The following is a 24,422-nucleotide window of genomic DNA, read 5'->3' as shown; positions in this document are numbered from 1 at the left end:
GGTCGATAAATAAATATAGATATAAATGAATAAAAAATGATCAGCCTAATTTATAGGCTGTTTTTTCGTGTTTAAGATGGCGAATGAATCGCTGCAGAAGATGTCACGGAAGATAATTTTTTGTATTAGTTGGTTGTTTATTCATCAGGTTCATTATGCTTACTGCTTGATTTTACAAGGCTTGTAACGTGATGAACATTGAATCAGATTGGGACATCAATATGAAAATGTATGCCAGTTATGATAATTCGATGGCATATTTAAATGACAGGAAAGTGTCAATAGAAGGTAAAAAATATTTTTATCATCACGTGTTAAAAATATGTTCTTTTACTTCTTGTGCTTTAGGTTTATTTCTATCTACGCCAGCTTTCTCTCAACAAGAGATAAACGTTCCGATGGACTTGTCATCTTGGATATATAAAGGTGATGCATTTAATTGCAATTTGGTGCATACGGAAGTTCCGCAGAGGAAATTTTATTTCCGCTCAGTCACAAATAATAAAGTTACCTTTGAATTTCGCTTCAATAATAGCCCGGTGAGTTGGCAACACGCAGCGCTGTCATTGCTGACGCCGCCGTGGATTGTGCCACAGCAGGCGACTCCGGTGAGCGAAGGGGTTCGCCACCAAGGCAACCGCTTCTCTTTTTCGACTCAGATTGACACGGTATTGCACGCCATCGACCAAGGGCAGTGGCTGCAACTGTCGCTGAGCGGAAGCGCCCCTTCCGAGTCGCAGCGGGTCACGCTGCCTTCCATTCGCGTGCACAACGTCATCACCCAGTTCAAAGTTTGTCAGCAGCAGCTACCGGCGATCACCTTTGCCGAAGCGCGCGATACTTCTCTCTATTTTGCCTCGGGTCAGCAGTCGTTGAGCGGGGCTCAGCAACACACACTGCGTGATTTGATCTCTTATGTTGCGCGTGACAAACGGGTGACGCATCTGCTGATTGATGGCCACACAGACAATGTCGGTTCACGTTTAGCCAACCTGAGTGTGTCGCGCAGCCGTGCCGAGCAAGTTGCTGCAGTGCTGGAAACACTCGGGGTCGCGGCTGACAAAATTCAGATTCGCGCTCACGGCTCGCGGTATCCCGTGGCCAGCAACGCGACCGAATCCGGCCGTGCTCAAAACCGCCGCGTGGTGATCCGCTTAGTCCGTGACGACGAAAGCGTGGTGGCCGCCACTCCTCCAACCAATGACTCAATGAAGGTTCAGTAATGACGAAGTCAGATATTTTGTTGGTTGAGCCAAACGAACTACTCGCTCAACCTGTCATCGATGTTTTGATCGAAGCCGGCTACCGCGTGCGTCATGCACGTACCGGCCGCAGTGCGTTATTACAAGAGGCCGCCGCCATCACGGTGGTGAGTGCCAACTTACCGGATATGGGCGTGCGTGAGTGGGTCGCGTGTCATCAGAAGCAAGCCGGCGCGGGGGTGGCAATTGCGATTGTCGATCAGGATCAGGGCATTCTGGCGGCAGAAACCATGAAAGCGGGCGCGACTGATTATCTGCTGCGTCCGTTTGAATCCAATCAGTTATTGAATCTGCTGCGCCGCGTGGAAGCGCTCGGCAAACCGATGGCCAACATCGTCGCCGAATCTTGGCGTAGTAAACAGGTGCTGCAACTGGCGCATCGCGCCGCCTGCACCAGCGCCAGCGTGCTGATCACCGGCGAGTCCGGCACGGGTAAAGAAGTGCTGGCGCGTTACGTGCACCAACAATCTAACCGCGCAGACGGTCCGTTTGTGGCGGTCAACTGTGCCGCCATTCCGGAATCAATGCTGGAAGCGGTGCTGTTTGGTCACGTCAAAGGCGCGTTTACCGGCGCGCTGGCGTCGCAAAGCGGTAAGTTTGAAGAGGCCAACGGCGGCACCATTCTGCTCGACGAAATCGGCGAAATGTCACCAGCTGTGCAGGCCAAGTTGCTGCGTGTCTTGCAGGAGCGGGAAGTGGAACGGGTGGGCAGCCACAAGGCGATTCAGCTCGATATCCGCGTGATTGCCGCCACCAACAAAGACTTGCGCGAAGAGGTGCAGAAAGGCCAGTTCCGTGAAGATCTCTATTACCGTCTGGATGTGCTGCCTTTGCACTGGCCACCGCTGCGCGAGCGCAAAGAGGACATCCTGCCGATCAGCCAGTTCTTTATTACCAAATATCAGGATGGCAGTAAGTGCCATCTGTCTCAGGACGCGCGCGTGGCGCTCAGCCAATACCACTGGCCGGGCAACATTCGTGAGCTGGAGAACGTGATTCAGCGTGCTCTGGTGATGCGTCACGGCGACTACATCACCGCGCAGGATCTGATGCTGCCGGTGGAGTTTCAGTCGCCTTCACAGCCTGTGGCATCTGATGCGGCCTTTGGTCACGTCGAAGCGAAGAAACAGGCGGAATACCAATACATTCTGGACAAACTTCGTCAGTTCGGTGGCAACCGGACGAAAACGGCGAATGCTCTGGGCGTATCGACCCGCGCACTGCGCTACAAATTGGCGGCGATGCGTGAACAGGGCATCGACCTTCAGTCAGTACTAGGCTCAGCCGCCTAAAGGAGAGGTAAACATGGCAAATCAACCTATCGGGAATGCAATGTCCGCCGAGCAGTTAATGCTCACCAAAATGGACGCGATGCGCGTAGAGGCGACGCCGGACTTCGTCGTCAGTGCGAACCCGCTGGACGTCAAAGCGGTCAATCCGCCCCTGTCGTTTTCATCGGCCATGACGCAGGTTCTGGATGTGGTGAACCAGCATCAGGCGGTCGCCAGCAGCAAAATGACCGCGGTGGAAACCGGCAAGAGCGACGATTTGGTCGGGGCGATGATCGCCAGCCAGAAGGCCAGCCTGTCGTTTAACGCGCTGATGCAGGTGCGCAACAAAGTGGTTGCGTCGTTTGAAGACATTATGAAGATGCCGGTGTAAATCATGTCTGAACTTACTACTCAAGTGGCGGGTGCCAGTGGCATCAGCCCGAATGGCGCTTCGGTCAGAGGCATGGACGATGTCAGCCGTAAATTGAAACAGCTGTGGTCAAGCAGTCAGCGCAATCTGGTGCTCTCGGCGGTGCTGGCCGCGATTGTGGCGGCGCTGATTGTGGTCGCGCTGTGGAGTTCTTCGCAGAGCTTCCGTCCGCTGTATGGTCAGCAAGAGCAGTTTGATGTGGGCGACATCGTTTCGGTGCTGGAAGCGGAAAGCATCAGCTACCGCTTGCAAGAGCAGAATGGCCAAGTTCTGGTGCCGGAAGGGGAAGTGGCGCGCGTGCGCATGCTGCTGGCTGCCAAAGGCATCAAAGCCAAGCTGCCGACCGGGCTGGATTCACTGCAAGAAGACAGCTCGCTTGGCACCAGCCAGTTTATGGAAACCGCCCGTTACCGCCACGGTCTGGAAGGTGAGTTAGTGCGCACTATCATCGCACTCAATGCAGTGTCGAATGCGCGCGTGCATCTTGCTATTCCTCGTCAAACGTTGTTTGTGCGCCAGAACGGCGAAGCGCCGTCGGCGTCCGTCATGCTGGAACTCAAAGCGGGTGAAGACCTCAAACCGGAGCAGGTGGAAGCGATCATCAATCTGGTAGTGGGCAGTGTGACGGGCATGAAGCCGGAATTCGTCTCGGTGATTGACCAGTATGGCCGTTTGCTGAGCGCCGACGTGGCGTCGGGTGATTCAGGCAAAGTGAACGCCAAATACCTTGATTACCAGAAGAACCTGGAGAAGCAGGTGATTCAGCGCGCGGCAGACATGCTGACGCCGATCGTCGGGCCAAGCAACTTCCGCGTACAGGTGGCAGCCGACATGGATTTCAGCCGCGTGGAAGAGACGCAGGAAATCCTCGACAACACCCCCGTGGTGCAAAACGAACACACCGTTCAGAACAACTCCATTGACCAGATTGCGCTCGGCATTCCGGGGTCGCTGAGCAATCAGCCGCCAGTGACCGGTGAGAAGCCGACTCAGGACAGCCAGAACTCGAACGCGCGTTCTGAAATCAACCGTCAGTACGCCGTGGGCAGCAGTGTGCGCCGTACGCAGTACCAGCAAGGTCAGGTGAAAAAACTCAACGTTTCTGTGCTGTTGAACTCGGCGGCTGCGCCGAATGGCACCGCGTGGAGCGACCAAGAGAAGACGGAAATCTCCGCCATGCTAATGGATGCCGTTGGCATCAGCGCCGCGCGCGGTGACAGCCTGAGTCTGATGAGCTTTAACTTCACGCCGATTGAGATTGAAGCGCCGCCAAGCATTCCGTGGTGGCAGGATCCGACCGTACAGCAGCCGCTGCGTTACGTGATTGGCGGCCTGCTGGGCATGGCGATGATTGTCTTCGTGTTGCGTCCGCTGATCATGCATCTTACCGGTGCGGATCGCCGCAGCCAAGAGCTGGAGTTTGCGCCGCCGCCAGAAGAGCCTTATTACGAAAATCTTCAAACTCGTGAAGAGCGTGAACGGGAAGACGCGCTCAACCGCCGCTTGGAAGAGAAGGGTATCAAAGCATCCAGCGGTCTGGACGTGAGCAGCGACATGCTGCCACCGCCGGGATCGCCGTTAGAAATTCAACTGAAACATCTGCAGCTGATTGCCAATGAAGAGCCAGAACGCGTCGCAGAAGTCTTGAAACAGTGGGTAAATGTGAATGAACACAGCACAGTCAACGCAGAACCAAGAGCTTAATCATGTCGAGCAGACCGCACTGGTCCTGCTCGGAATGGGCGAAGATGCCGCGGCGAAAGTGCTGCGTCATTTCAGCCGCGATGAAACGCAGCGCGTGACCAAAGCGATGGCGCGCCTCAGCGGCATCAAAAGCGACAACGCGAAAAACATCATTCAGCAGTTCTTTGATGATTTTCGTCAGCACAGTGGCATTCGTGGCGCGTCAAAAGAGTACTTGTCCAACACGCTGCGCAAAGCGCTGGGTAACGATCTGGCCAAAGGCCTGCTCAACAACCTGTATGGCGACGAGATTCGCAACAACATGCAGCGTCTGCAATGGGTGGACGCGGAAATGCTGGCGCGTTTTATCAGCAACGAACACCCGCAGATGCAGGCGATTTTCCTCGCCTATCTGCCGCCGGACAGTTCGTCTGCGGTGTTGAAATGCCTGCCGCAGGATTATCACGATGAGCTGCTGTACCGCATCGCGCGTCTGCAGGACATCGACCATCAGGTCGCCAACGATCTCAATGAGCTGATTGAACGTTGCATCGAACAGGTATCGGTGACGCAAAGCGCGCCGCTGTCCGGCGTGAAACAGGTCGCGGATATCATTAACCGCTTTGAAGGCGATCGCGCCACGCTGATGGAAATGCTCAAACTGCATGATGAAGATGTGGTGAGCGAAATCGAACAGAACATGTTTGACTTTATGGTGCTCGGCCGTCAGCGCGAAGAGACCATGGACCGTCTGGTGCAACAGGTACCGATGGAGTTGTGGGGCATTGCGCTCAAGGGGGCGGAGATCACGTTGCAACAAGCGATCAAACGCTCGATGCCGCAACGGATGGTCAAGGCGCTGGAAGACGATATGCAGGTGCGTGGTGCGGTTGCCCTTAGCCGGGTTGAGCGCGCGCGTCAGGACATCATGCAGATTGTGCGTGAACTGAGTGAAGCAGGCGAAATCGAACTGCTGCTTTATCAGGAACCGACGGTGGAGTAAGCCATGTCAGCAGAAAAAATTATGCGTCTGCCAACGGGCAGTTATCGTCTGCACCGTTTCCCGCCACTGGCTCAGCCGGTGAAGGCACCGGACGAACGGTTGCTCGATGACGAGTGGCAGGACACGCAGGTGGATATTCAGCAGCAGCTCGAAGCAGGTTTTCAGCAAGGGTTGCAGCAGGGCTATGACGAAGGTTTGCGTCAGGGGCTGGAACAGGGCAAGCAACAAGGCATGATGGACGGCCAGAAAGAGGGTTTTCAGAAAGGCTTTGTCTCCGGCGAACAGTCCGGTAAGCAGCACTTTTTGGACGCCGCCAAGCCGGTCAACGAACTGTATCAAACCCTGTCGCGCTGGCAGGCGGAACGCGAGCAGCAGCAGCGTCACATCATTTGTGAGCTGGTGCAGAAAGTCGCGCAGCAGGTCATTCGTGCCGAACTGACGCTGATGCCACAGCAGATTTTGTCGCTAGTGGGCGAAACCCTCGATGCGATGCCGGGCAAAGCGGAAAGCGTGACCGTGCATCTGAATCCGCAGGATCTGGACCGCATTCGCGACATCAATGCCGATCTGCCAAAGAGCTGGAAACTGGTGGCGAACAAAGAGCTGCCCGTGGGCGGTTGCCATCTGGTCACGGACGATGCCGAAGCCGATGCCAGCTGTGATTCACGCCTGCAAGCGTGCATGGACAATGTGAAACAGCATTTGCTGGAGGAAGTCACCGCAGGGCAAGAGGTGGCGGATGAGTAATCCGCACAGCGGCGGAATGCTGACGGACCGCCTCAACGATGCCATCGCGTCGCTCGATTCCGTGCCAGTGGCGCGGGTGACCGGGCGACTGGTGAAGGTGAACGGCCTGATGCTGCAAGCGGTGGGCTGCCGCTTCAAACTCGAACAGCGCTGTCTTGTCGAAACCGCTGAAGGCGACATGATCGAAGCACAAGTGGTCGGTTTCGACCACAATGTCGCTTATTTAATGCCCATTCGCCGCTTGGGTGGCCTGTTTGCCGGGGCGAAAGTGGTGCCGCTGGAAGGCGACAGCACGGTGCAGCTCAGCAGCCAATGGCTCGGCCGGGTGGTGAACGGGTTAGGCGAAGCACTGGATGACGGCGTGCCGCTGCGCGGTGGCGACCGCGTGTCGCTCGAACCCAAGCCGATTAACCCGCTCAAACGTCGGCCGGTGGACACGCCGCTCGATGTTGGCGTACGCACGATTAATGGCCTGCTGACGGTCGGCAAAGGTCAGCGTATCGGCCTGATGGCCGGCAGCGGCGTGGGCAAAAGTGTATTGATGGGGATGATCACCCAGAACACGGAAGCGGACGTGATTGTGGTTGGGCTGATTGGGGAACGTGGCCGCGAGGTGCGTGAATTCATCGAGCGCAACCTGACTGAACAAGCACGCCGCAAAGCGATCATCATTGCCGCACCAGCGGATGAGTCGCCGTTGATGCGTCTGCGCGCGACGCTGCTTTGCCACCGCGTAGCGGAATATTTTCGCGATCAGGGTAAAGATGTCCTGCTGCTGATGGATTCGCTGACCCGCTATGCGATGGCGCAGCGTGAAATTGCCTTGTCGCTTGGCGAACCGCCTGCATCGCGCGGCTATCCGCCGTCGGTATTCAGCGTGTTGCCGCAACTGCTTGAACGGGCGGGCAACAGCGACAACCCGGATGGCAGCCTGAGCGCCATTTATACCGTGCTGGCCGAAGGGGACGATCAGCAAGATCCGGTGGTCGATTCAGCACGCGCGATCCTCGATGGTCATGTGGTGTTGTCGCGTCAGTTGGCCGAGCAGGGGCACTACCCGGCGATTGATGTCAACGCGTCGATCAGCCGCTGTATGTCGGCGGTGACACCGGAGGCGCACGTCACGGTTGCCAATCAGTTTCGCCAGCTCTATGCCAACTATTTGCAGGTCAAAGAGCTGCTGCCGCTCGGCGGTTACCAGCCGGGGCAGGATGCGGAGCTGGATCGCGCCGTCTCCATGTATCCTCATCTCAAAGCATTTCTGCAACAGTCGGCCAACGAGCGTGTCGATTACACCGCAAGTCTGACCCAACTGGCTCAGCTGTTTCAAATGCCGTGAGGGAAGTCATGAAAGAGAAGATTCGCGCTGTCGGCAAACTGCAACAGGTCGAAGAGAAAACCCGCGATCGCATCGGGCAGCAGCTCGATTCGATGCGCCAGCGTCATCAATATCTGCAAGCGCAGCTCAATCAATTGGCGAGTCTTAAATCCAGCGCTGGCGATTCAACGCTGCACGCGCCAACGCTCAACAGTGCGCTGTTGATGAACCTCAATCGGGTCGACCACATGCTGCAAAAACTGCTGCGTCACCATGAGCAGGAACAAGCGGTGATGGCGGCGCAGTGTCATTCGGTGCAACAGGTGCTGGAGAGTAAACACGCGCGGGTCAAAGGGTTAGAACAGGTGCTGGAGCGCTGGCGAAAAAAGCAGGCGTTTGAACGCGCGCGCAAAGAGCAGAAGCAGATTGAAGATATCCTCAATGCGCGCCATCGTAAGCGCGCATTGTGATTCGAATAGGGCGACGAGCAGGAACTTACGCCAGTTCGCCAGTGGCCTGAAACGTTTCCAGCTTGGCCAGATACGGTGACAGATCGGCGATATTCTCCGCCAGCCAGGCCGGGTTGTAGTAGGTATCCAGGTAACGCTCACCGCTGTCGCACAGCAGCGTCACAATCGAGCCAGTTTCTCCGCGGCGTTTCATCTCACTCGCCAGTTGCAGCGCGCCATACAGGTTGGTGCCGGTGGAGGCGCCCGCTTTACGGCCGAGAATTTTTTCCAGCCATTGAATGGTCGCGATGCTTGCTGCATCCGGCACCACCCGCATCTCATCCACCACATTCGGAATAAAGCTTGGCTCGACACGAGGGCGGCCAATGCCTTCAATTTTGCTACCGCACTTGAGTGTCAGGTTCGGATTACGGGTTTGGTAGAAATCGTAAAACACCGAATTCTCCGGATCGACCACGCACAGCTTGGTGTTGTACTGCTGATAGCGAATAAAGCGGCCAATGGTTGCGGACGTGCCGCCCGTTCCCGGACTCATCACGATCCAGCTCGGGATCGGGTGATCTTCCATCTTCATCTGATGAAAAATGCTGTCGGCGATGTTGCTGTTGCCACGCCAGTCGGTGGCGCGCTCGGCGTAGGTGAATTGGTCCATGTAATGACCATTCAGCTCTTGAGCCAGACGGCGCGATTCATCATAAATCTGATCCGAGCGGTCGACCAAATGGGCTTTGCCGCCGTAAAACTCAATCTGCTCAATCTTCTTACGCGCGGTGCATTTGGGCATCACGGCAATAAATGGCAGACCGAGCAGGCGCGCAAAGTACGCTTCAGACACTGCGGTGCTGCCGGAGGATGATTCGATGATCGGTGTGTCCGGACCAACCCAGCCGTTACAAATGGCGTAGAGAAACAGTGAACGCGCCAAACGGTGTTTGAGTGAGCCGGTCGGGTGAGTGCTTTCATCTTTCAGATAGATGTCGATGCCAGCCACGCACGGCAGGTCGAGTTTGATCAGGTGCGTGTCGGCAGAGCGTTGAAAGTCGGCTTCGATTTTGCGGATCGCGCTGTTAATCCATTGATGGTCGGTGCACATAGGTGTCTCCATGAGCGTGAATCCCAAACCCAGCGCAAGGTCGCGCAATGTTTGAGACAAGTGAATTCGGTATGGGAATAATTTAGCTGTAAGAAGGGAGAAAAACTTTGCTAATTTGCCTATAGTTTTGTAGGTTTGGAGAATAATTTTCTCCTTAAGTGGGTATGAACGCATGCAACTCGACAAAATTGATCGTCAGATCTTGGCAATTTTGCAAAAAGACAGCACGGTGTCGCTCAACGATTTGGCGGAAGCGGTTCATCTCACCACCACGCCTTGCTGGAAGCGACTGAAAAAGCTGGAAGAATCTGGCATTCTCAGCAAACGGGTCGCGCTGCTTGATCCGGAAAAACTCGACTTGTCATTTATCGCTTTTGTGATGGTCAAAACCAGCGACCATTCGCACGAGTGGTATCGCCGTTTTGTGGCGACGGTGGATGACTACCCGGAAGTGATGGAGTTCTACCGCATGGCGGGGGAGTACGACTACATGATGAAAGTGCTGGTCAAAGACATGAAGCACTTTGACCAGTTTTACAAAAAGCTGGTGAACAGCGTTGGCGGGCTGAATAACGTTACATCGACTTTTGCGATGGAATCGCTCAAGTACACCACCGAGTTACCGCTTTAACACGTAACGACCTGATGCCAGCGGTGAAGCGATATCAGGCCGTTGAAGGCAGGCAAGCTTAGCCAAATAACCAAGCGAGCAGCAGAACCACGGCCAGCAAGACCGCGAATGCTTTGAGTAGCGGTTTGATGTCTGTGCTACCGCCATTGGGTGGTTGATTACAGCATCCCATCATGTCCCCTCCAAAGTGAATGTCGGTAGCACTTTAAAGCCTGACCTTGGGTGAAGGTAAAGCCTCAGTGCGAAAAACTCAGCTGTTTTTAAACCGCATCACGCCTTCTTGCACGGCGGTAGCGACCAGATGGCCTTCACGGTTGTAGATTTCCCCACGCACTAAGCCGCGCGTGTTGCTCGCCGTCGGGCTTTCAATCGCATACAGCAACCATTCATCCATTTTGAACGGACGGTGGAACCAAATCGAGTGGTCGATGGTGGCCACTTGGAACTTCGGCGTCATCAGCGTCACTTGGTGCGGGTGTAGCGCCGTGACCAAAAATCCCCAGTCTGAGGCGTAACCCAGCAGGTATTGGTGAATGAGTTGGTTGTTAGGCAGTTCGCCGTTGGCACGAATCCACAGGTACTGTTTGGGTTCCGCTTTTTGCGGATTCAGCGGATTGATGACGGTCACCGGACGCATCTCAATCGGCTTTTCACCACAGAACACTTTCTTCACTTTTTCTGGCAGCAGGTGCGCAATTTGCGCCGCCAATTCGGATTCTGAGGCAAAGTTCTCTGGCCCCGGAACATCCGGCATGGTTTTCTGGTGCTCAAAGCCCGGCGCTTCACCGTGGTAAGAGGCGGTGAGGTAGAAAATTGGGCGGCCGTTTTGAATCGCTTTCACGCGACGTGTGCTAAAACTGCGGCCATCGCGCAGGTTCTCAACATCGTAAATGATCGGTTTTTCAGGATCGCCAGGATGGAGGAAGTAACTGTGAAAAGAGTGCACGGTGCGATCGGGTGCCACCGTGTAACGCGCCGCCGACAACGCCTGACCGATCACCTGACCACCGTATACCTGTGGTAAGCCAAGGTTTTCGCTTGCGCCGCGGTAGAGACCCTCTTCCAGTTTTTCTAGCTGTAGTAAGTCCAACAGCTCGTTTAATGGTTTGCTCATGGCTCCTCACCTGTTTGGTTATGTGCGTTGTTATTTTGTGAGTTCGGTCAAATATTTGTCAAGACCTAGCGTGTGTCATGACAGTTTATGAAACGGATCTTATAATGCCTGCGATTTCCTTGATTCAAGTGAGGCACTATGAAAAAGGCATTAATTTTGGCGTCATCGGTTTTACTGGGTTCGGTTCTGGTGGGTTGCCAGAACGCGGAGGAGACTAGCCCAATGACGCAAACCACACCCGCTACCATGCAAACCGTCAGCGGCACCATGGCTTACCGTGAGCGCATCGCGCTGCCCGACAACGCGGTGGTGACCGTGACCCTGCAAGACGTTTCTCTGATGGATGCGCCAGCGAAAGTGATCGCGACTCAAACCTTTGAGACGAAAGGCAAGCAAGTACCGTTTGCGTTTGAACTGGCATACGACAGCGCGCAAATCGACGCGCGTCATACCTACAGTGTCAGCGCTCGTATTGAGCTAAACGGCAAACTGCGCTTTATCACCGATACCCATTACGGTGTGATTACTGATGAGCATAACACTAACCAAGTGAATTTGAAGCTAGTCGGCGTTCGCGCTAACTGAGTGGTTTCATGATCGCTTTGTGCTGATCACGTTCACTGTGTGATGAAGCCAATGGCAGCCTTAGGGCTGCCATTTGTATTTCTTGAGGGAAATTCTTCCCTCAGCACTGACTGCAATGCCTTCCGCGACCAGACGTTCTCGCTGTCGCTCCCAATCGGGGCCGATGAGTGAAATCTCGCCTTTGCTATTAATCACCCGAAACCACGGCAGTTTGCTATCTTTGGGTAAGTTGCCCAAGGCTTTTCCCACATGGCGCGCGTAACCCGGATAACCGGCCATTCGCGCAATTTCGCCGTAGGTTGAAACTTTTCCGTGCGGAATTTGGTGAATAACAGCAAAGATCTGTGCTAAAAATTGGTCCATAATGAGAGTGTCCCTAGTTCAATAGTTACCACGGAAAGGTATAAGGAGCTGGAGTTGGTATTGTCCACGTTTCAATTTCTAATCACAACGGTATTGGTCATGGTCTGTGCCCGAGCGCTTGGCTTGAGCGAGGGTGACATTCCATTCATTACCTTCGTTATTCCCGCACTCTGGATTCTGCCACGCGGCGGCGTGAGTGGCTTCGTTCTGCTGGCTGGGATGGCTGCTTTTGGCATTACCCTTCCGCACCAACCCGTTGCGCTTTCTGTGAGCATGTGGGTTCTCTTTCCGATGATGATGGTAGCGTTTTCACGAGGCAGCAATAAAGGCATTATGGCGGTCAGCGCGTTGATTGTACTGACTTTGCAAGTGGGCATCATGGTGACGCAATCGGCAGGAAAACTGGGCGGCGCCCCTTGGATGACCATCGTCCAAATCGTGTCCGTGATGGCAGTATGGTGGGCGGCTGCGAGCTGGAAACCGAGCCATCGCCATAGCTGGTGGGCGCTGGGGCTAGTCATTCCTTTGTGGGTCGCTGGGCTCACATTCGCGTCGGTGATTGCGCTGTGTCTGACTGGCTTGGTCGCCATATTGGAGAGCCTGTCGCAGGTCAAATCGTTTCACTGGAGCAAGCTGTTGTGCTGGACATTGCCTGCGGTGAGTTTCATGGCGGTAGTGCTGTCGCCCGACATTGACGTGCCGAACTCAGTGTTTGTGGTTTGGCTCTGCTTGTTGTCGACTGCTTGGATGACGGACTACATTTTAAAAAGCACGGAAGAACAGCCGTTGTAAACGTATGCATCAAAAATCGAATCTAGTGCAAACTTATGGGGCTTGCCATCATAAGTCCTTAGCATACGCGTGAAGTTTCGGTATTATCAGCGGTTATTAAAATTACAATTCTATAAAAAAACAACGTCAATGTTTAAAACGCTAACAACCCGCGTCTGGTTGTTGCTAATGCTGTTCTTCTTCACAGTGCTGGCTCAAGCTGCGCAACCGAAAAATGATCAACCTTATTTAGTCGCGACTGAAGCGGACGATGTTGTCACGCGTGTGCTATTTGATGCGATCGCGTACCAATTCAATATCGATATTCAGTATGTGAATTACCCCAGTTTCGATGCGATTTTAAAATCGGTCGAATCCGGTGAAAGTGATTTCGCGGCGAACGTCACGTACACCGATGAGCGCGCCAAACGCTTTGATTATTCGGCGCCCACCAATATCGAATACACCTACCTTTACAGCTACACCAATGCCACGCTGGACGAAATCAAACGTATCGGTGTGCCAAAAGGGACGATTTATGGCGAGCTGATTCGAGAAAACTATCCGCACCTGACACAAGTGGAATACGACGGGTTCAGCGAAGCCAAAGTGCTACTGGAAAATGCCGACGTGGATGGGGTCGTGGATGCGATTAACCAACTCAAACCCATGCTCACTCGCGGTTTGGATGCGCAGTTGCTCAACGATCGCATTTCGATTCAACCGGTGTCGCTGATTGTGCCCAAAGGCAAGCATGCCGAGTTACTCAAATCATTCGAAACCTTTGTGCACTCCGCCAAAGTGCAAAAACTGCTGCGTGAATCGATTCAAAAATATCAATTCGACATTCGCAAACAGGCGCTGCGCCAAGCGGTAATCGACAGTGGCGTGAATCAACAGCGCCCACTACGCGTGAAGTTGGAGAACCTGACTCAATATGCCAATTATGGCAATGATGGCTCGGTGAAAGGCATCAGCGCCGATGTCGTGTTTCAGGCGTGTGACATTCTGCTGCTCAAGTGTGATTTGGTCAGTACTGCCGATGAAACGTGGGAAAGCATGTTTGCCGACATTCAGGATAAGCACATTGATATCGTGGCTCCGATTTCCATTTCTGAGCAGCGTAAAAAAGTGGTCTACTTCAGCGAAAGTTATTACCACCCACAAGCGGTGATGGTGAAACGTGAAGGCTACAAAGAGAATGTGTACAGCAATGTCTCGGAGCTGGTGGTGGAACGCATCGGGGTGGTGAAAGACGATTTCTTTGAAGAGCTGATGCAAATCATGCTGCCAAACAAAGGCTTAGTCACTTTCTCCAACCAAGAAGAGCAGATTCAGGCGCTGCTGGACAAACAAGTCGACTACATCGTGCTGAGCAAAGCCAATTTTAATCAGATCCTGCGGGATGCTGATTCGTTGCTGCCGATTGTGGAAGATCCCATGATTGGCAGTTTCTATGCTTACGACATTGCGATTGGTTTTCCAAAGAATCCCGTGGGTGCGGCGCTGGCGCCGCTCTTCACACGTGCGATTAAAATCATCGACACTCAAAAGATCATTAAAAAATACGACTATCAACCCGACTGGCGTGCGACGCTGTTGACCGAAAAGCGTTTTGCCCGTCACAGCCAATGGCTGTTCATTCTGTTGGTGCTGGTGCTGCTGAGTGTCGCGCTGTACCTCAATGTGCAGTCGAATACCGACAACCTGACTCGCTTGCGCAATCGCCGGTCGCTGTATCGTCGGTATCGACGCGGTTTATCGGCACGAACCACGCTGGTGTATCTCGATGTGAACCAGTTTAAGCCCATCAATGACACCTACGGCCATGAAATTGGTGACAAGGTGCTCAAGCAGCTTGCGGCACGGATTCAACACGTGTGGAAAGGCAAGGGCAATGCGTACCGCATTGGGGGCGATGAATTCATTTTGGTCGGTGAGGCGCGCGGTGAAGCATTGCAAGCCACCATCGAGCAACTGGAACATTTCCTGTTTATCTGCACCGAGCGCGATGTGAGCTTTGATGTCAGTGTTGCGATTGGTGTATCGACGGATCGTGAGCGGTACATGTCGCTGCAAGAAGTGCTGCATCAAACCGATATTGCGATGTACAAAGAGAAGCATAAACGGCCATTCGAGAGCGTGGTGCGCTCAACGAGAGAAGTGATGGAAGTGAATTAATCAAATTGTTCAAATGGTGGGCAGTTGACGGTAAATCAATGCTTTTCCCCCGATTTGGGGTTGCAATAGCAAGGGCGATACCGGATAATCCTCACCACTCTTCGGCGACAAGCTGAAGTGACCTATGGGGGCCCTGGTCCTCCCGCAACACTAGTTCGTGAATTTGGTCAGGTCCGGAAGGAAGCAGCCACAGCGAATGACGTGTGTGCCGGGATGTGGCTGGGGCTTCCACCCATCTGCTGACCCCTCAGTATTTCTACCGCTTCATTTCTATACCACCAATATTTCCATACCATCATTATTTTTACACCATCATGATTGATTCATTTGAACCTCATCAAGTAGTCTAAATCTCTTTGATTTTTCTAATGGCTTGTCGTTTGGCACGATCAAAGATGTCCCGTGTTCGTGCGCAAATTTCTGGTGCTTCAATACATATTAAAGTCGCTTTTTATCCGTTCAATTAGGTTCAATAATGCTGGATTGAGGCTGTCTTTTCTCCAAACGATGACATATTCCACAGTAGGAGCATTGGGTAAATCTCGGAACGTTACGTTAGGTATTTGAATCTTCTTTAGTGGTTCAGGGACCAGTGCTATCCCTAGTTCTTCTGACACCATATTAACGATGGTTTGCTGTAGTTGAGTTTCCAAAATTACTTTGGGTTCAAAATTGAATTGGCGGGCATAACTTTGTAGTGCATTCCGTAGTTCAGGCGCAACACTTAATGGCGTTGCGATAAAGGATTCTTGTGCAAGCGCAGCCCCAGAAACGGTGTCGCTTTTCGCGAGTGGGTGCGTGGATGGCACCGCTAAGCAAAGCTTCTCTTCTCTGAGTTTTAATACGTTTAAGCTTGTATCACACTCTGTTTTCCACATGATTGCGGCATCAAATTTAGCGGCTTGAATCAGTTGAACGAGATCTGTGGGAATGACCTCTTGCAGGTGCAAAGCAACGTCGGGGTATTGGGCCAAATATTTCTTTGTCAGTTGAGGAATTATATTGTACGCCGCATGCATCATAAACCCGATGGAAAGTTGCCCGGCTTTACCTTGAACAATGTTCTGAACGTTCTTATAAGCATCTGACAGAGAAGCCAAAATCTGCTTAGAGTCCTTGTAAAAACTCTCTCCAGCCGGTGTTAATGTCACCCCCTTGGGATGTCTGATAAAAAGGGGGGTAGATAGCTCATTTTCCAAGAGGCTAATCTGCCGACTAAGCGGTGGCTGCGTAAGGTGCAGCCATTTCGCGGCTTGGCCAATATTCCCAGTTTCAGCGACAGCGACAAAGTACTTGAGTTGTTTAATATCAATGTTCATACAAAAAAGGTATCAAGAGGTGTGAATAATTATATTAGATTAAATGAAGGGGTGTGGATAGAGTGATTTTTTTCTTCTAAACAATGGGTATGACGTGGTATCTACATTTTTGATTATATGCCCCATATTTGCTTTGATTTTCAGTGGCTGGTTGTTGCGTTCGAAAGGTTGGGTCAGCGACCAAGCCACAAAAGAGTTGAATAAATTTGTTGTGTTTCTCGCCCTTCCGGCGCTGCTCTTCAAGATCGTCGCAACTTCTGAGTGGAAACAATTGTGGCGTCCTGAATTTATTACTGCGTTTCTACTGGCGACTGCCATCCTTTTCATATTCACGTTGTTGTTTCAGCTAAAAAGAGGGCGTGTATTAGCCGATGCTTCAATTGATGCACTGAACAGTAGTTATGCAAACACTGGATTCATGGGGTTTCCATTGCTGCTTGCTATTGTGGGTGAGGAGTCTCAAACCTATGCGCTGAGTGCAACAATCATTACCGTGTGTATACTGTTCGCCTTCAGCATTATCTTGGTTGAATGCGGTTGCAGCAGCGGAAAAAATCAGCGACAGATTGCGATGACCGTTGTGAAAAAAGTGGCGAGTAACCCAATTATTGTCGCGCCTGTCATTGCTTCTATTGTGCCAATTCTTGGCTTACATCTGCCTCTGTTCATGAGCCAATCATTAGATTTACTGGGGGGCGCAGCAGCACCTTGTGCTTTAGTGACGATTGGTTTTTTTATTGGTGGGAGAAAAGCCAATCGTCCGAGTGCGTTTATCACCAAACGAACTGTAGCGTTTGTGTTTACGAAGTTGATTGTCCATCCAGCGCTAGTCTTACTTCTTGTAAGTGCTCTATTTTCACTCCCTGAGCCAGCATTACTCTGTATCTTGTTGCTTTCTGCGCTGCCTACGGGGACAGGGCCTTTTATGGTGGCGGAATATTATGAACGCGAATGTTCGTTAACATCAGATGTAATTTTGCTTTCGACAGTGCTGTCTCCTATCACGGTCGCTCTCTTGGTGTACGCTTTTCAACTGAGCTCCTAGATTTAGTCAGTAAATCGGCTTTTGTCTCTTTGATAAGAAAAGCGGATAGAGTTCACAGATGCAACAATCCTGAATAGACGTTACCCAGCGATTCATGTACTTTGCAAAACATATATACAGATTGTTACCATTAGGGCGAAACTGTATGCATAACACAATAAAGCTAGTGATGGCTGGCTTTGTGTTTTGTATAGCAGGTTCGCCTTTTTTGTTTTTTAGTATCCTAGCGAGAACACAAAGGCATGTTTACAATACTACAAGTGCTCAATAACAACGTGGTCAGTGCCGCCGACGAGAGTGGACGGGAGTTAATCCTGACAGGAAAAGGGTTAGGTTTTAAAGCGCAACCTGGCAAAGCCATCGATCCACATGTCGCAGAAAAAGTTTTCGTTTTAAATCAAGGCGATGCGACATCTGAACGACTTAAAGTATTGATGGAAAGTTTGCCTCTCGAAGTTGTTCAGATGACAGAATTTATCTGCGATGAAGCGGAAAAAGCACTGAACAGAAAATTTGGCAATGGTTTGTTCGTGTCGTTGTCGGATCATTTAGACTTCGCCATCAAACGCTCTAAAGACGGTTTAAGTATACCGAACCCTTTTGAATGGGAGATTCGCAGTTTTTACGATAAAGAATTTAAATTTGCTGAAGGTATCATTCAAAAAATACTTTTAAATTGGGGAGTGCTGTTAGAAAAATCTGAAGCTTGTAGTATCGCGTTGCATATTATTAATGCAGATAATAGCAATTTAAATGATTTTAAGTCACTGACAAAAATTGTTTATCAAATACTTAATATTGTTAAGTATGTTTTTAATGTTGAACTGGATGAAAATTCACAAAATTATCATCGATTCGTTACTCATCTTAAGTTTTTTGCCCAACGTATTGGTAAAAAGGAGGTCATTACAAATCACGATTCTTTACTGTCGGACTTGTTAATCAAAGAGTTAACTAAAACTCATCAATGTGTTGATACGATTTCTGAATTTGTTCGAAAAACATACGGTCACCCGATGAGTGACTCGGAAAAACTGTATTTAGTCATTCATATTGACAGAGTTCTGAACGACGTTAGATAGTTACATTTATTTCCACAAGGCTTGTTACTGTTCAATCAGGCAAACACCAGAGGGATTATTCGCTGCGCTAGCAGCCAATTAACATTTCTTTCTGGAGACATACCATGTCAAATAAAAACTTAGCTAATCAGATTGTGAGATTAGTTGGTGGTGAAAACAATATTACGGTGCTTTTTCACTGCATCACGCGTTTAAGATTCAATTTAAAGGATCTCTCGAAGGCTGACCAAGATGCGATCGCAGATCTCGACGGCGTATTTGGTGTCAATCTTTCAGGTGACCAATTCCAAGTCATTCTTGGCGATAGAGTTAGCAAAGTTTGTGATGAAATATACGCAGCGATTCCTCGCTTACGTAAATCATCGCAAGAAGGCAATGCTGAAAACGAAACTGTTGAAAAGTCGGGGAAATTAGCCTTCCTGATGGAAACTATCAGTAGTATCTTTTCGCCAATTATCCCAGCGATTGCTGGTGCAGGTATCCTGAAGGGTATCCTTGCTCTCTTACTCACGTTTAATATTCTTCCCAAAGATAGCCAAAACTACCAGATATTAAATGCTATTAGTGATGGTGTCTTTTATTTGTTGCCTATCGTCTTGGCTCACAGCTGTTCCGTACGTTTTAAATGCAATTCCTATGTTGCCATGGCGATTGCCGCTGCTTTGTTTCACCCAAGCCTGTCGGGTTTATTTGCTGCGAGTAAGCAAAGCGGTATCGATATCAGTTTCTTTGGCTTGCCTATTACGCCAGCATCTTACGCGTCTTCGGTTATTCCAATTATTTTAGCGATTTGGCTGATGTCTTATGTCGAGAAATTCATCGACAGATTTATGCCGGGTTCATTGAAAACCATGTTTGTGCCTTTATTCACACTTATCATTGTTACGCCGATTACGTTAAGTGTATTAGGTCCAATAGGTTTGTTCTTGGGGGGACACCTCACTGGTGGTGTATTGTGGCTCCTTGAAAATATGGGATGGCTTGCCGGTCTTATCTTGGGCGGCACAATGTCAGTACTTATCATCACAGGGATGCATTACACCCTTGTTCCTGTGATGGTGAACAATGTCAGCACCATGGGGTTCGACCCAATCAAGCCAATATTCTTTGTTGCTAACTTAGGCCAGGCTGGCGCTGCATTTGGTGTTTTCCTGAGAGCTAAAGATAAGAAACTTAAATCACTTGCGCTCTCAGTCAGTCTGACTGCGGCAATGGGTATCACCGAACCAGCAATGTATGGTGTCAACATTCGTTTGAAAAAGCCATTTTTCGCAGCGTTGATTGGTGGTGCTTTAGGTGGTGCTTTTGCTGTCACTGCTGGTGTAAAAGCTTACGCATTTACGATGAGTGGTTTACCGGGTATTCCAGCCTTGGCTGGCCCAACGTTTTTCTATGCTATCGGCAGTATGTTGATTAGTTTCATTGCGGCGGCGGCAATTACTTTTGTGGTTGGTTTTGAAGAAAAAACTGATGCAAAAGAAAGTGCTGATACGAAAAAAAGTACATCAGCACTGAAAGATCTAGAGATTACATCTGTATCAAACCAAACGAAATTGTCTGTAGAAGGCAGCGCTCAAGAATCTATTTTCGCACCGGCAAAAGGCGAATTTGTAAAATTAGAAGACGTCAGTGACCCGGTATTTGCGACAGAAACCTTTGGTAAGGGATTCGCCATTAAACCTTCTGAAGGGGTCGTTACTTCACCTGTTAACGGTACGGTGACTTCAATTTTCCCGACTAAACATGCATTAGCAATTACCAGTGACAATGGCGCTGAAATTCTGATTCATATTGGTGTTGATACGGTAAAACTCAATGGTCAATATTTTTCATCGAGCATCCAAGATGGGGATGTGATCTCGATTGGACAACCACTTGTGGAGTTCGACCTAGAGGCGCTTGAAAGAGAAAGCTTTGATACGAGCGTCATCATGGTGGTTACCAATACATCGGATTATCAGGAATTCATACTGAATGAAAACGTTAAAGCAGATGAACACGTTATTCAATTAGCCACCCAACCCAGTTTTGCTTAATGCATCGATAAAATAAGGAATAGACATGAATACATTAAAAGGTTTCCCAGATAATTTTCTATGGGGCGGTGCGACTGCTGCAAACCAGATTGAAGGTGGCTCTGATAAAGACGGTAAAGGGTTGTCGGTTTCTGACGTTTACATTTTTGATGATAAAGCACCCAAAGAAACTTGGTCTGATCAATGGTTTATGATGACGCATGCCCAAGTTCAGGAAGCAATGGACCCGAACTCAACAAAATACTATCCAAAGCGTCACGGCATTGATTTTTATCACCGCTATGAAGAGGATATTGCGCTATTTGCAGAGATGGGATTTAAGTGTTTTCGAATGTCCTTGGCTTGGACACGTATTTTCCCAAACGGTGACGAAGCTGAGCCAAACCAAGCGGGTTTAGAGTTTTATGACCGTGTATTTGAATGCCTAGAGAAACATAACATCACGCCAATCGTGTCACTCTCTCACTATGAAATGCCTCTGAATTTGGCGGTGAGCTATGACGGATGGACTAACCGTAAGGTCATCGATTTTTATTTGAATTTTGCGACGACCGTGTTTAATCGTTACAAAGATAAAGTGAAATATTGGATGATGTTTAATGAGATCAACTGTGTGAAACATCACCCATACGTGAGTGTCGGTATCATTGAAGAAGGTCACCCTAATATTGAACAAGCAAAATATCAAGGTGCTCACCATCAGTTTGTCGCGAGTGCATTAGCTGCTAAAGCATGTCGAGAAACGATACCTGGTGTTCAAATTGGTTGCATGATCAGCTACCAAATGCTGTATCCAAATACTTGTCGACCCGAAGATGTACAAGCCTGTGAAGAACAACAACGAGTTTCACTATACTTCTCTGACGTCTTAGCGCGAGGTGCATATCCTCCGTACGCTGAACGTATGCTTAAAGCAAAAGGTGTGACTTTAGAGAAGCATGTTGGCGATGACGAAATTCTAGCTGCACATCCCGTGGACTTCATTTCTTTCAGTTACTACATGTCCAGTACTGTCAGTGCCAACCCAGAACAATTAGAGGGAGCTCAAGGGAATTTGATTACGGGCGGCATCAAGAATCCTTATTTACCAAGTAGCGAATGGGGATGGCAGATCGATCCGAAAGGCCTGCGTTTGGCGTTAAATCAATTGCATGACCGTTACCAAAAACCTTTGTTCATCGCAGAAAATGGTCTAGGGACTTCAGATAAAGTGGCTGAAGATGGGTCTATTCAAGACGATTACAGAATTGACTACTTACGCCAACATATTGAACAGATGAGAGAAGCGATTAATGATGGTGTTAACTTGTTTGGTTACACATGGTGGGGACCATTAGATATTGTGAGTGCAAGTACCAACCAAGTGTCAAAACGATATGGATTTATCTATATCGATCAAGATGATAATGGTAATGGTACACGTGATAGAAAGCGTAAGAAAAGCTTCTTCTGGTATAAAAAAGTTATCGCATCTAACGGTAACGATTTAAGCTAACCCCCATAAAACAAAGCTGCATGCGTCGTCGCTCCTGATACGTTTGCAGCTTTGCTTTTCAATCTACCTCGCATTGAGATAGCTCTAGATTCTAGCTTCTTAGAGAAATGAACCCACATTTAATCTTGCAGACTTGTCGTGGCCAACTCGAAAGTGCGCCGTAACTGACACAAAATGAAAACTATCAGTGTTACGCAATAAAATAGTCAAACAAAGGACGACTCATTTTGATCTCGCATCGGTGAAACTTACGTGGTTTCAATATTTTTTCGAACGGAACAGACGACTGGAATGCAATTGTCTCCCATCGAACGGTATACGATGGATGAAATCATCGAGGGCAATAATTCAATCATGTTCCCTTATTTAAGGTGTTTTCTGTGTATTTTTACGCACCTTTAGAAAGTTGAACTAGACTCAATGGGATAGAAAAATGCCACGATGATGTCGTCAATGTTTACTGAATAAAGAGGCTATGATGAGACTCCACTCGATAAGATTAAAGATGATGTTGCCCATTATTTTTCTCACCATTTTGGTTGTCTCCGTTTTTATCTTTATGCAAGTCATCATCAAGATCGACGAACGGGCGATGGAAAAACAAACGAAGTCTTATTTTGAAGCCATTGCCGTGGTATTGAATGCTGATCGCGATATATATCAAGCGCGATTAGCTCAAGCAGAAATGCTCTCTAATTACGGGGACAAACAACAACAGCAACAGGATTTCGAAGAGAACGCTCAACAAGTCTATGATCGTTTTCAACGTTTCCGCGAATTTTTGGCCGATGAGCCTGAGTTAATCGAGCCTTTTCGTGACTTTGACGCACTCTACGAGGCGTGGTTGCAAAGTAGTCGAAATGTATCGTCCGTTTATCGTGCAAATCAATCGGTGAATGATCGCTTAGTGATTGTTGATAAAGATTTTTTTACGATGCGCAATATGCTTGACCAAGCGGAAGCGAAGATTCGTAACCATGTGTCGGCATGGCGTGAAGACACCATTGATCGGGTGATGCTCAAGCGTTATCTGGATGCGCTTGCCGAAGTACTGAATGCGGATCGCGACCTCTATCAATCCCGTCTCGCCCAACAGAAGTTTGTTTCTGGTATTGGCGATGCGAATCAAAATCTCAAAGATTTCCAAGACAATGCGCTGCAAGCAAATAACCGATTTCAATCGTATCGTACCTTAATGGCTTCCGAACCCGAATTAGTTCGTCCTTATGATCAGTTTGATAGTATTTTTTCCGGTTGGTTTAAATTGAGTTCTGAATTAATGGATTCAAGCGAAATAAACGTTACGGAGAATAAGAGTGATGTTTTAGTTGAAACCGATGATAAATTTGAACGGATTCGCGCGGTATTGGATCAAGCGGGAGAGGCGGTAAAACAACAAGGGCGAATAGAAGAACAACAGACCGCAGAGGAAATCAAACAATATCAAGATATGACCATCATCATCGTCATTATCGGTTTTATTGTTGCTTTTGTGGTGAGTTATTATATTCCTAAAAGTATTACGAATAATGTCACCAATATATCGCAAAGAATTAGAGAAATATCGGATGGTGATGGGGACCTGACCGCGCGAATCAACTCGACAACCAAAGATGAACTGGGCGATTTGTCACATGAGTTTGATACGTTTGTCGGGAATCTACAAACCATTATGAAGACGGTCCAGTTGAAGAGTTCTGCGTTAGGTGACTCAACGCATCAACTGGAGGCGGTCGCCAACTCGGTGAATCAAATTACCCAAAGATTGGTTGAATCCAGCGACTCCATTGTGAGCGCGGCCAGTGAGATGTCGATGGCCAATGCCCAGATGGCCGATGTCGCTTCTCATACATCGAATGAATCCACGTCGGCTGCTGAACACATTGATCGGGGGCGGGGCGTGGTGAAGTCTTCGCATGCCAGCATCGATTCGCTCGTCGCGAATATTGAGGTCACGATGACGAAAGCTGAGGAACTGGAGAAAAACTCCGAGGCCATTTCATCAGTACTGGAAGTGATTCGTGGCATTGCGGAACAAACCAATTTGCTCGCATTGAATGCCGCGATCGAGGCGGCGCGTGCAGGCGAGTTTGGACGAGGGTTTGCCGTGGTGGCCGATGAAGTTCGTCAACTCGCGACCCAAACGGGTGAAAGTACCAATCAAATTGAGAAGATGATCAGTCAATTGTCGGACAGTGTTTCCGATGCGTTTATGGCGATTAAGCAGAGCAAATCGAATGCGCATAGCGCCGTGAATAACTTTGATAGTGTGATACAAGTCTTTGATGCCCTGAACGATTCACTCAGCTCCGTCAGGGCGTTGTCAGAACAAACGGCTTTGGCAACGCAGGAGCAGTCGAGTGTCTCGAACGAGATCAATCAGAACTTGATTGCGATGAAAGAGCAAACTGACGGCGTGGATCGGGCGTCAAAAGCCATTCGTCAGCAGTTCAATGAACTCAATAGTGTCTACCTTGAATTAAACACTCAAGTCTCAAATTTCAAAGTATGAATCCGCCGAGT

At 49.6% G+C, this 24,422-nt stretch carries 21 protein-coding genes and 1 other RNA gene; 18 read left to right on the top strand and 4 right to left on the bottom strand.

The features are described from left to right. The first annotated feature begins 191 nt into the window (after positions 1–191). From ACS18Q_RS09580 to fliJ, 8 genes are read left to right on the top strand one after another with little or no spacing between them, the layout of a single operon-like run. Positions 192–1,223: an OmpA family protein gene (locus ACS18Q_RS09580; protein ID WP_441257638.1), complete on the top strand. Its 1,032-nt coding sequence runs from the start codon at positions 192–194 to the stop codon at positions 1,221–1,223. Further along, positions 1,223–2,554 (top strand): sigma-54-dependent transcriptional regulator, encoded by a 1,332-nt coding sequence (locus tag ACS18Q_RS09575; RefSeq protein ID WP_014204737.1) that lies wholly within the window; start codon positions 1,223–1,225, stop codon positions 2,552–2,554. Before ACS18Q_RS09580 ends, ACS18Q_RS09575 begins: the two co-directional genes overlap by 1 nt. A 13-nt stretch (positions 2,555–2,567) precedes the next feature. Continuing rightward, a complete protein-coding gene (fliE, locus tag ACS18Q_RS09570; RefSeq protein WP_014204738.1) occupies positions 2,568–2,924 on the top strand; it encodes a flagellar hook-basal body complex protein FliE in 357 nt (118 codons plus the stop codon). A gap of 3 nt (positions 2,925–2,927) precedes the next feature. Next, positions 2,928–4,667: a flagellar basal-body MS-ring/collar protein FliF gene (gene fliF, locus ACS18Q_RS09565; RefSeq protein WP_283513181.1), complete on the top strand. Its 1,740-nt coding sequence runs from the start codon at positions 2,928–2,930 to the stop codon at positions 4,665–4,667. Further along, a complete protein-coding gene (locus ACS18Q_RS09560) occupies positions 4,630–5,649 on the top strand; it encodes a flagellar motor switch protein FliG (RefSeq protein WP_020329974.1) in 1,020 nt (339 codons plus the stop codon). The genes fliF and ACS18Q_RS09560 overlap by 38 nt, the downstream gene beginning before the upstream one ends. Positions 5,650–5,652: 3 nt before the next feature. Then, positions 5,653–6,396, top strand: coding sequence for a flagellar assembly protein FliH (gene fliH, locus ACS18Q_RS09555; RefSeq protein ID WP_441257008.1), 744 nt, complete (start codon positions 5,653–5,655; stop codon positions 6,394–6,396). After that, positions 6,389–7,735 carry a flagellar protein export ATPase FliI gene (gene fliI, locus ACS18Q_RS09550; protein ID WP_441257007.1) on the top strand — a complete coding sequence of 449 codons (1,347 nt, stop codon included), beginning with the start codon at positions 6,389–6,391 and terminating at the stop codon, positions 7,733–7,735. The genes fliH and fliI overlap by 8 nt, the downstream gene beginning before the upstream one ends. Positions 7,736–7,743: 8 nt before the next feature. Continuing rightward, positions 7,744–8,184, top strand: a complete 441-nt coding sequence (gene fliJ / locus ACS18Q_RS09545) for a flagellar export protein FliJ (RefSeq protein ID WP_004725119.1) — start codon at positions 7,744–7,746, stop codon at positions 8,182–8,184. A 25-nt stretch (positions 8,185–8,209) separates the two neighbouring features. Here fliJ and ACS18Q_RS09540 read toward each other — a convergent pair whose 3' ends face one another. Further along, positions 8,210–9,277 carry a PLP-dependent cysteine synthase family protein gene (locus ACS18Q_RS09540; protein WP_441257006.1) on the bottom strand — a complete coding sequence of 356 codons (1,068 nt, stop codon included), beginning with the start codon at positions 9,275–9,277 and terminating at the stop codon, positions 8,210–8,212. Between the two features lie 172 nt (positions 9,278–9,449). Here ACS18Q_RS09540 and ACS18Q_RS09535 point away from each other — a divergent pair, with 172 nt between their 5' ends. After that, on the top strand, positions 9,450–9,908 hold the full coding sequence (locus ACS18Q_RS09535) for an Lrp/AsnC family transcriptional regulator (RefSeq protein ID WP_004725121.1): 459 nt from the start codon (positions 9,450–9,452) through the stop codon (positions 9,906–9,908). A gap of 250 nt (positions 9,909–10,158) precedes the next feature. On the opposite strand, the gene tesB is transcribed toward ACS18Q_RS09535, so the two are convergent. Then, on the bottom strand, positions 10,159–11,022 hold the full coding sequence (tesB, locus tag ACS18Q_RS09530; RefSeq protein ID WP_158140503.1) for an acyl-CoA thioesterase II: 864 nt from the start codon (positions 11,020–11,022) through the stop codon (positions 10,159–10,161). A 138-nt stretch (positions 11,023–11,160) separates the two neighbouring features. Here tesB and ACS18Q_RS09525 point away from each other — a divergent pair, with 138 nt between their 5' ends. Next, complete coding sequence (locus ACS18Q_RS09525) at positions 11,161–11,607, top strand: YbaY family lipoprotein (RefSeq protein WP_081454425.1); 447 nt, start codon at positions 11,161–11,163, stop codon at positions 11,605–11,607. Positions 11,608–11,667: 60 nt separating this feature from the next. On the opposite strand, the gene ACS18Q_RS09520 is transcribed toward ACS18Q_RS09525, so the two are convergent. Continuing rightward, a complete protein-coding gene (locus tag ACS18Q_RS09520; protein WP_158140505.1) occupies positions 11,668–11,970 on the bottom strand; it encodes an MGMT family protein in 303 nt (100 codons plus the stop codon). Positions 11,971–12,024: 54 nt separating this feature from the next. Here ACS18Q_RS09520 and ACS18Q_RS09515 point away from each other — a divergent pair, with 54 nt between their 5' ends. The 3 genes from ACS18Q_RS09515 to ffs all read left to right on the top strand — a co-directional run bounded on the left by ACS18Q_RS09515 (position 12,025) and on the right by ffs (position 15,150). After that, positions 12,025–12,762: a hypothetical protein gene (locus ACS18Q_RS09515; protein WP_038150940.1), complete on the top strand. Its 738-nt coding sequence runs from the start codon at positions 12,025–12,027 to the stop codon at positions 12,760–12,762. Positions 12,763–12,891: 129 nt separating this feature from the next. Beyond that, positions 12,892–14,922: a GGDEF domain-containing protein gene (locus ACS18Q_RS09510; RefSeq protein ID WP_441257005.1), complete on the top strand. Its 2,031-nt coding sequence runs from the start codon at positions 12,892–12,894 to the stop codon at positions 14,920–14,922. 131 nt (positions 14,923–15,053) lie between these two features. Further along, positions 15,054–15,150, top strand: an RNA gene (ffs, locus tag ACS18Q_RS09505) — signal recognition particle sRNA small type. 200 nt (positions 15,151–15,350) lie between these two features. On the opposite strand, the gene ACS18Q_RS09500 is transcribed toward ffs, so the two are convergent. Then, entirely contained in the window at positions 15,351–16,241 is an 891-nt protein-coding gene (locus ACS18Q_RS09500; RefSeq protein WP_441257004.1) for a LysR family transcriptional regulator, read from the bottom strand. A gap of 94 nt (positions 16,242–16,335) precedes the next feature. Between ACS18Q_RS09500 and ACS18Q_RS09495 the strand changes: the two genes are divergently transcribed. From ACS18Q_RS09495 to ACS18Q_RS09475, 5 genes are all read left to right on the top strand, one after another. Next, positions 16,336–17,286, top strand: coding sequence for an AEC family transporter (locus ACS18Q_RS09495; protein WP_242011041.1), 951 nt, complete (start codon positions 16,336–16,338; stop codon positions 17,284–17,286). Positions 17,287–17,528: 242 nt separating this feature from the next. Next, positions 17,529–18,368: a PRD domain-containing protein gene (locus ACS18Q_RS09490; RefSeq protein ID WP_004725131.1), complete on the top strand. Its 840-nt coding sequence runs from the start codon at positions 17,529–17,531 to the stop codon at positions 18,366–18,368. A 104-nt stretch (positions 18,369–18,472) separates the two neighbouring features. Further along, entirely contained in the window at positions 18,473–20,404 is a 1,932-nt protein-coding gene (locus tag ACS18Q_RS09485) for a beta-glucoside-specific PTS transporter subunit IIABC (RefSeq protein ID WP_412497809.1), read from the top strand. A gap of 25 nt (positions 20,405–20,429) precedes the next feature. Continuing rightward, positions 20,430–21,899, top strand: a complete 1,470-nt coding sequence (locus ACS18Q_RS09480; protein WP_154180225.1) for a glycoside hydrolase family 1 protein — start codon at positions 20,430–20,432, stop codon at positions 21,897–21,899. Positions 21,900–22,404: 505 nt separating this feature from the next. After that, positions 22,405–24,411 (top strand): methyl-accepting chemotaxis protein, encoded by a 2,007-nt coding sequence (locus ACS18Q_RS09475; RefSeq protein ID WP_206980470.1) that lies wholly within the window; start codon positions 22,405–22,407, stop codon positions 24,409–24,411. Positions 24,412–24,422: the final 11 nt, after the last annotated feature.

Origin of the sequence: Vibrio sp. Vf1514, assembly GCF_052076135.1 — a bacterium.
Lineage (GTDB): Bacteria > Pseudomonadota > Gammaproteobacteria > Enterobacterales > Vibrionaceae > Vibrio > Vibrio furnissii.
Note: the sequence above shows the minus strand (reverse complement) of the source record. Positions and strands in the feature narration are given on the sequence as shown.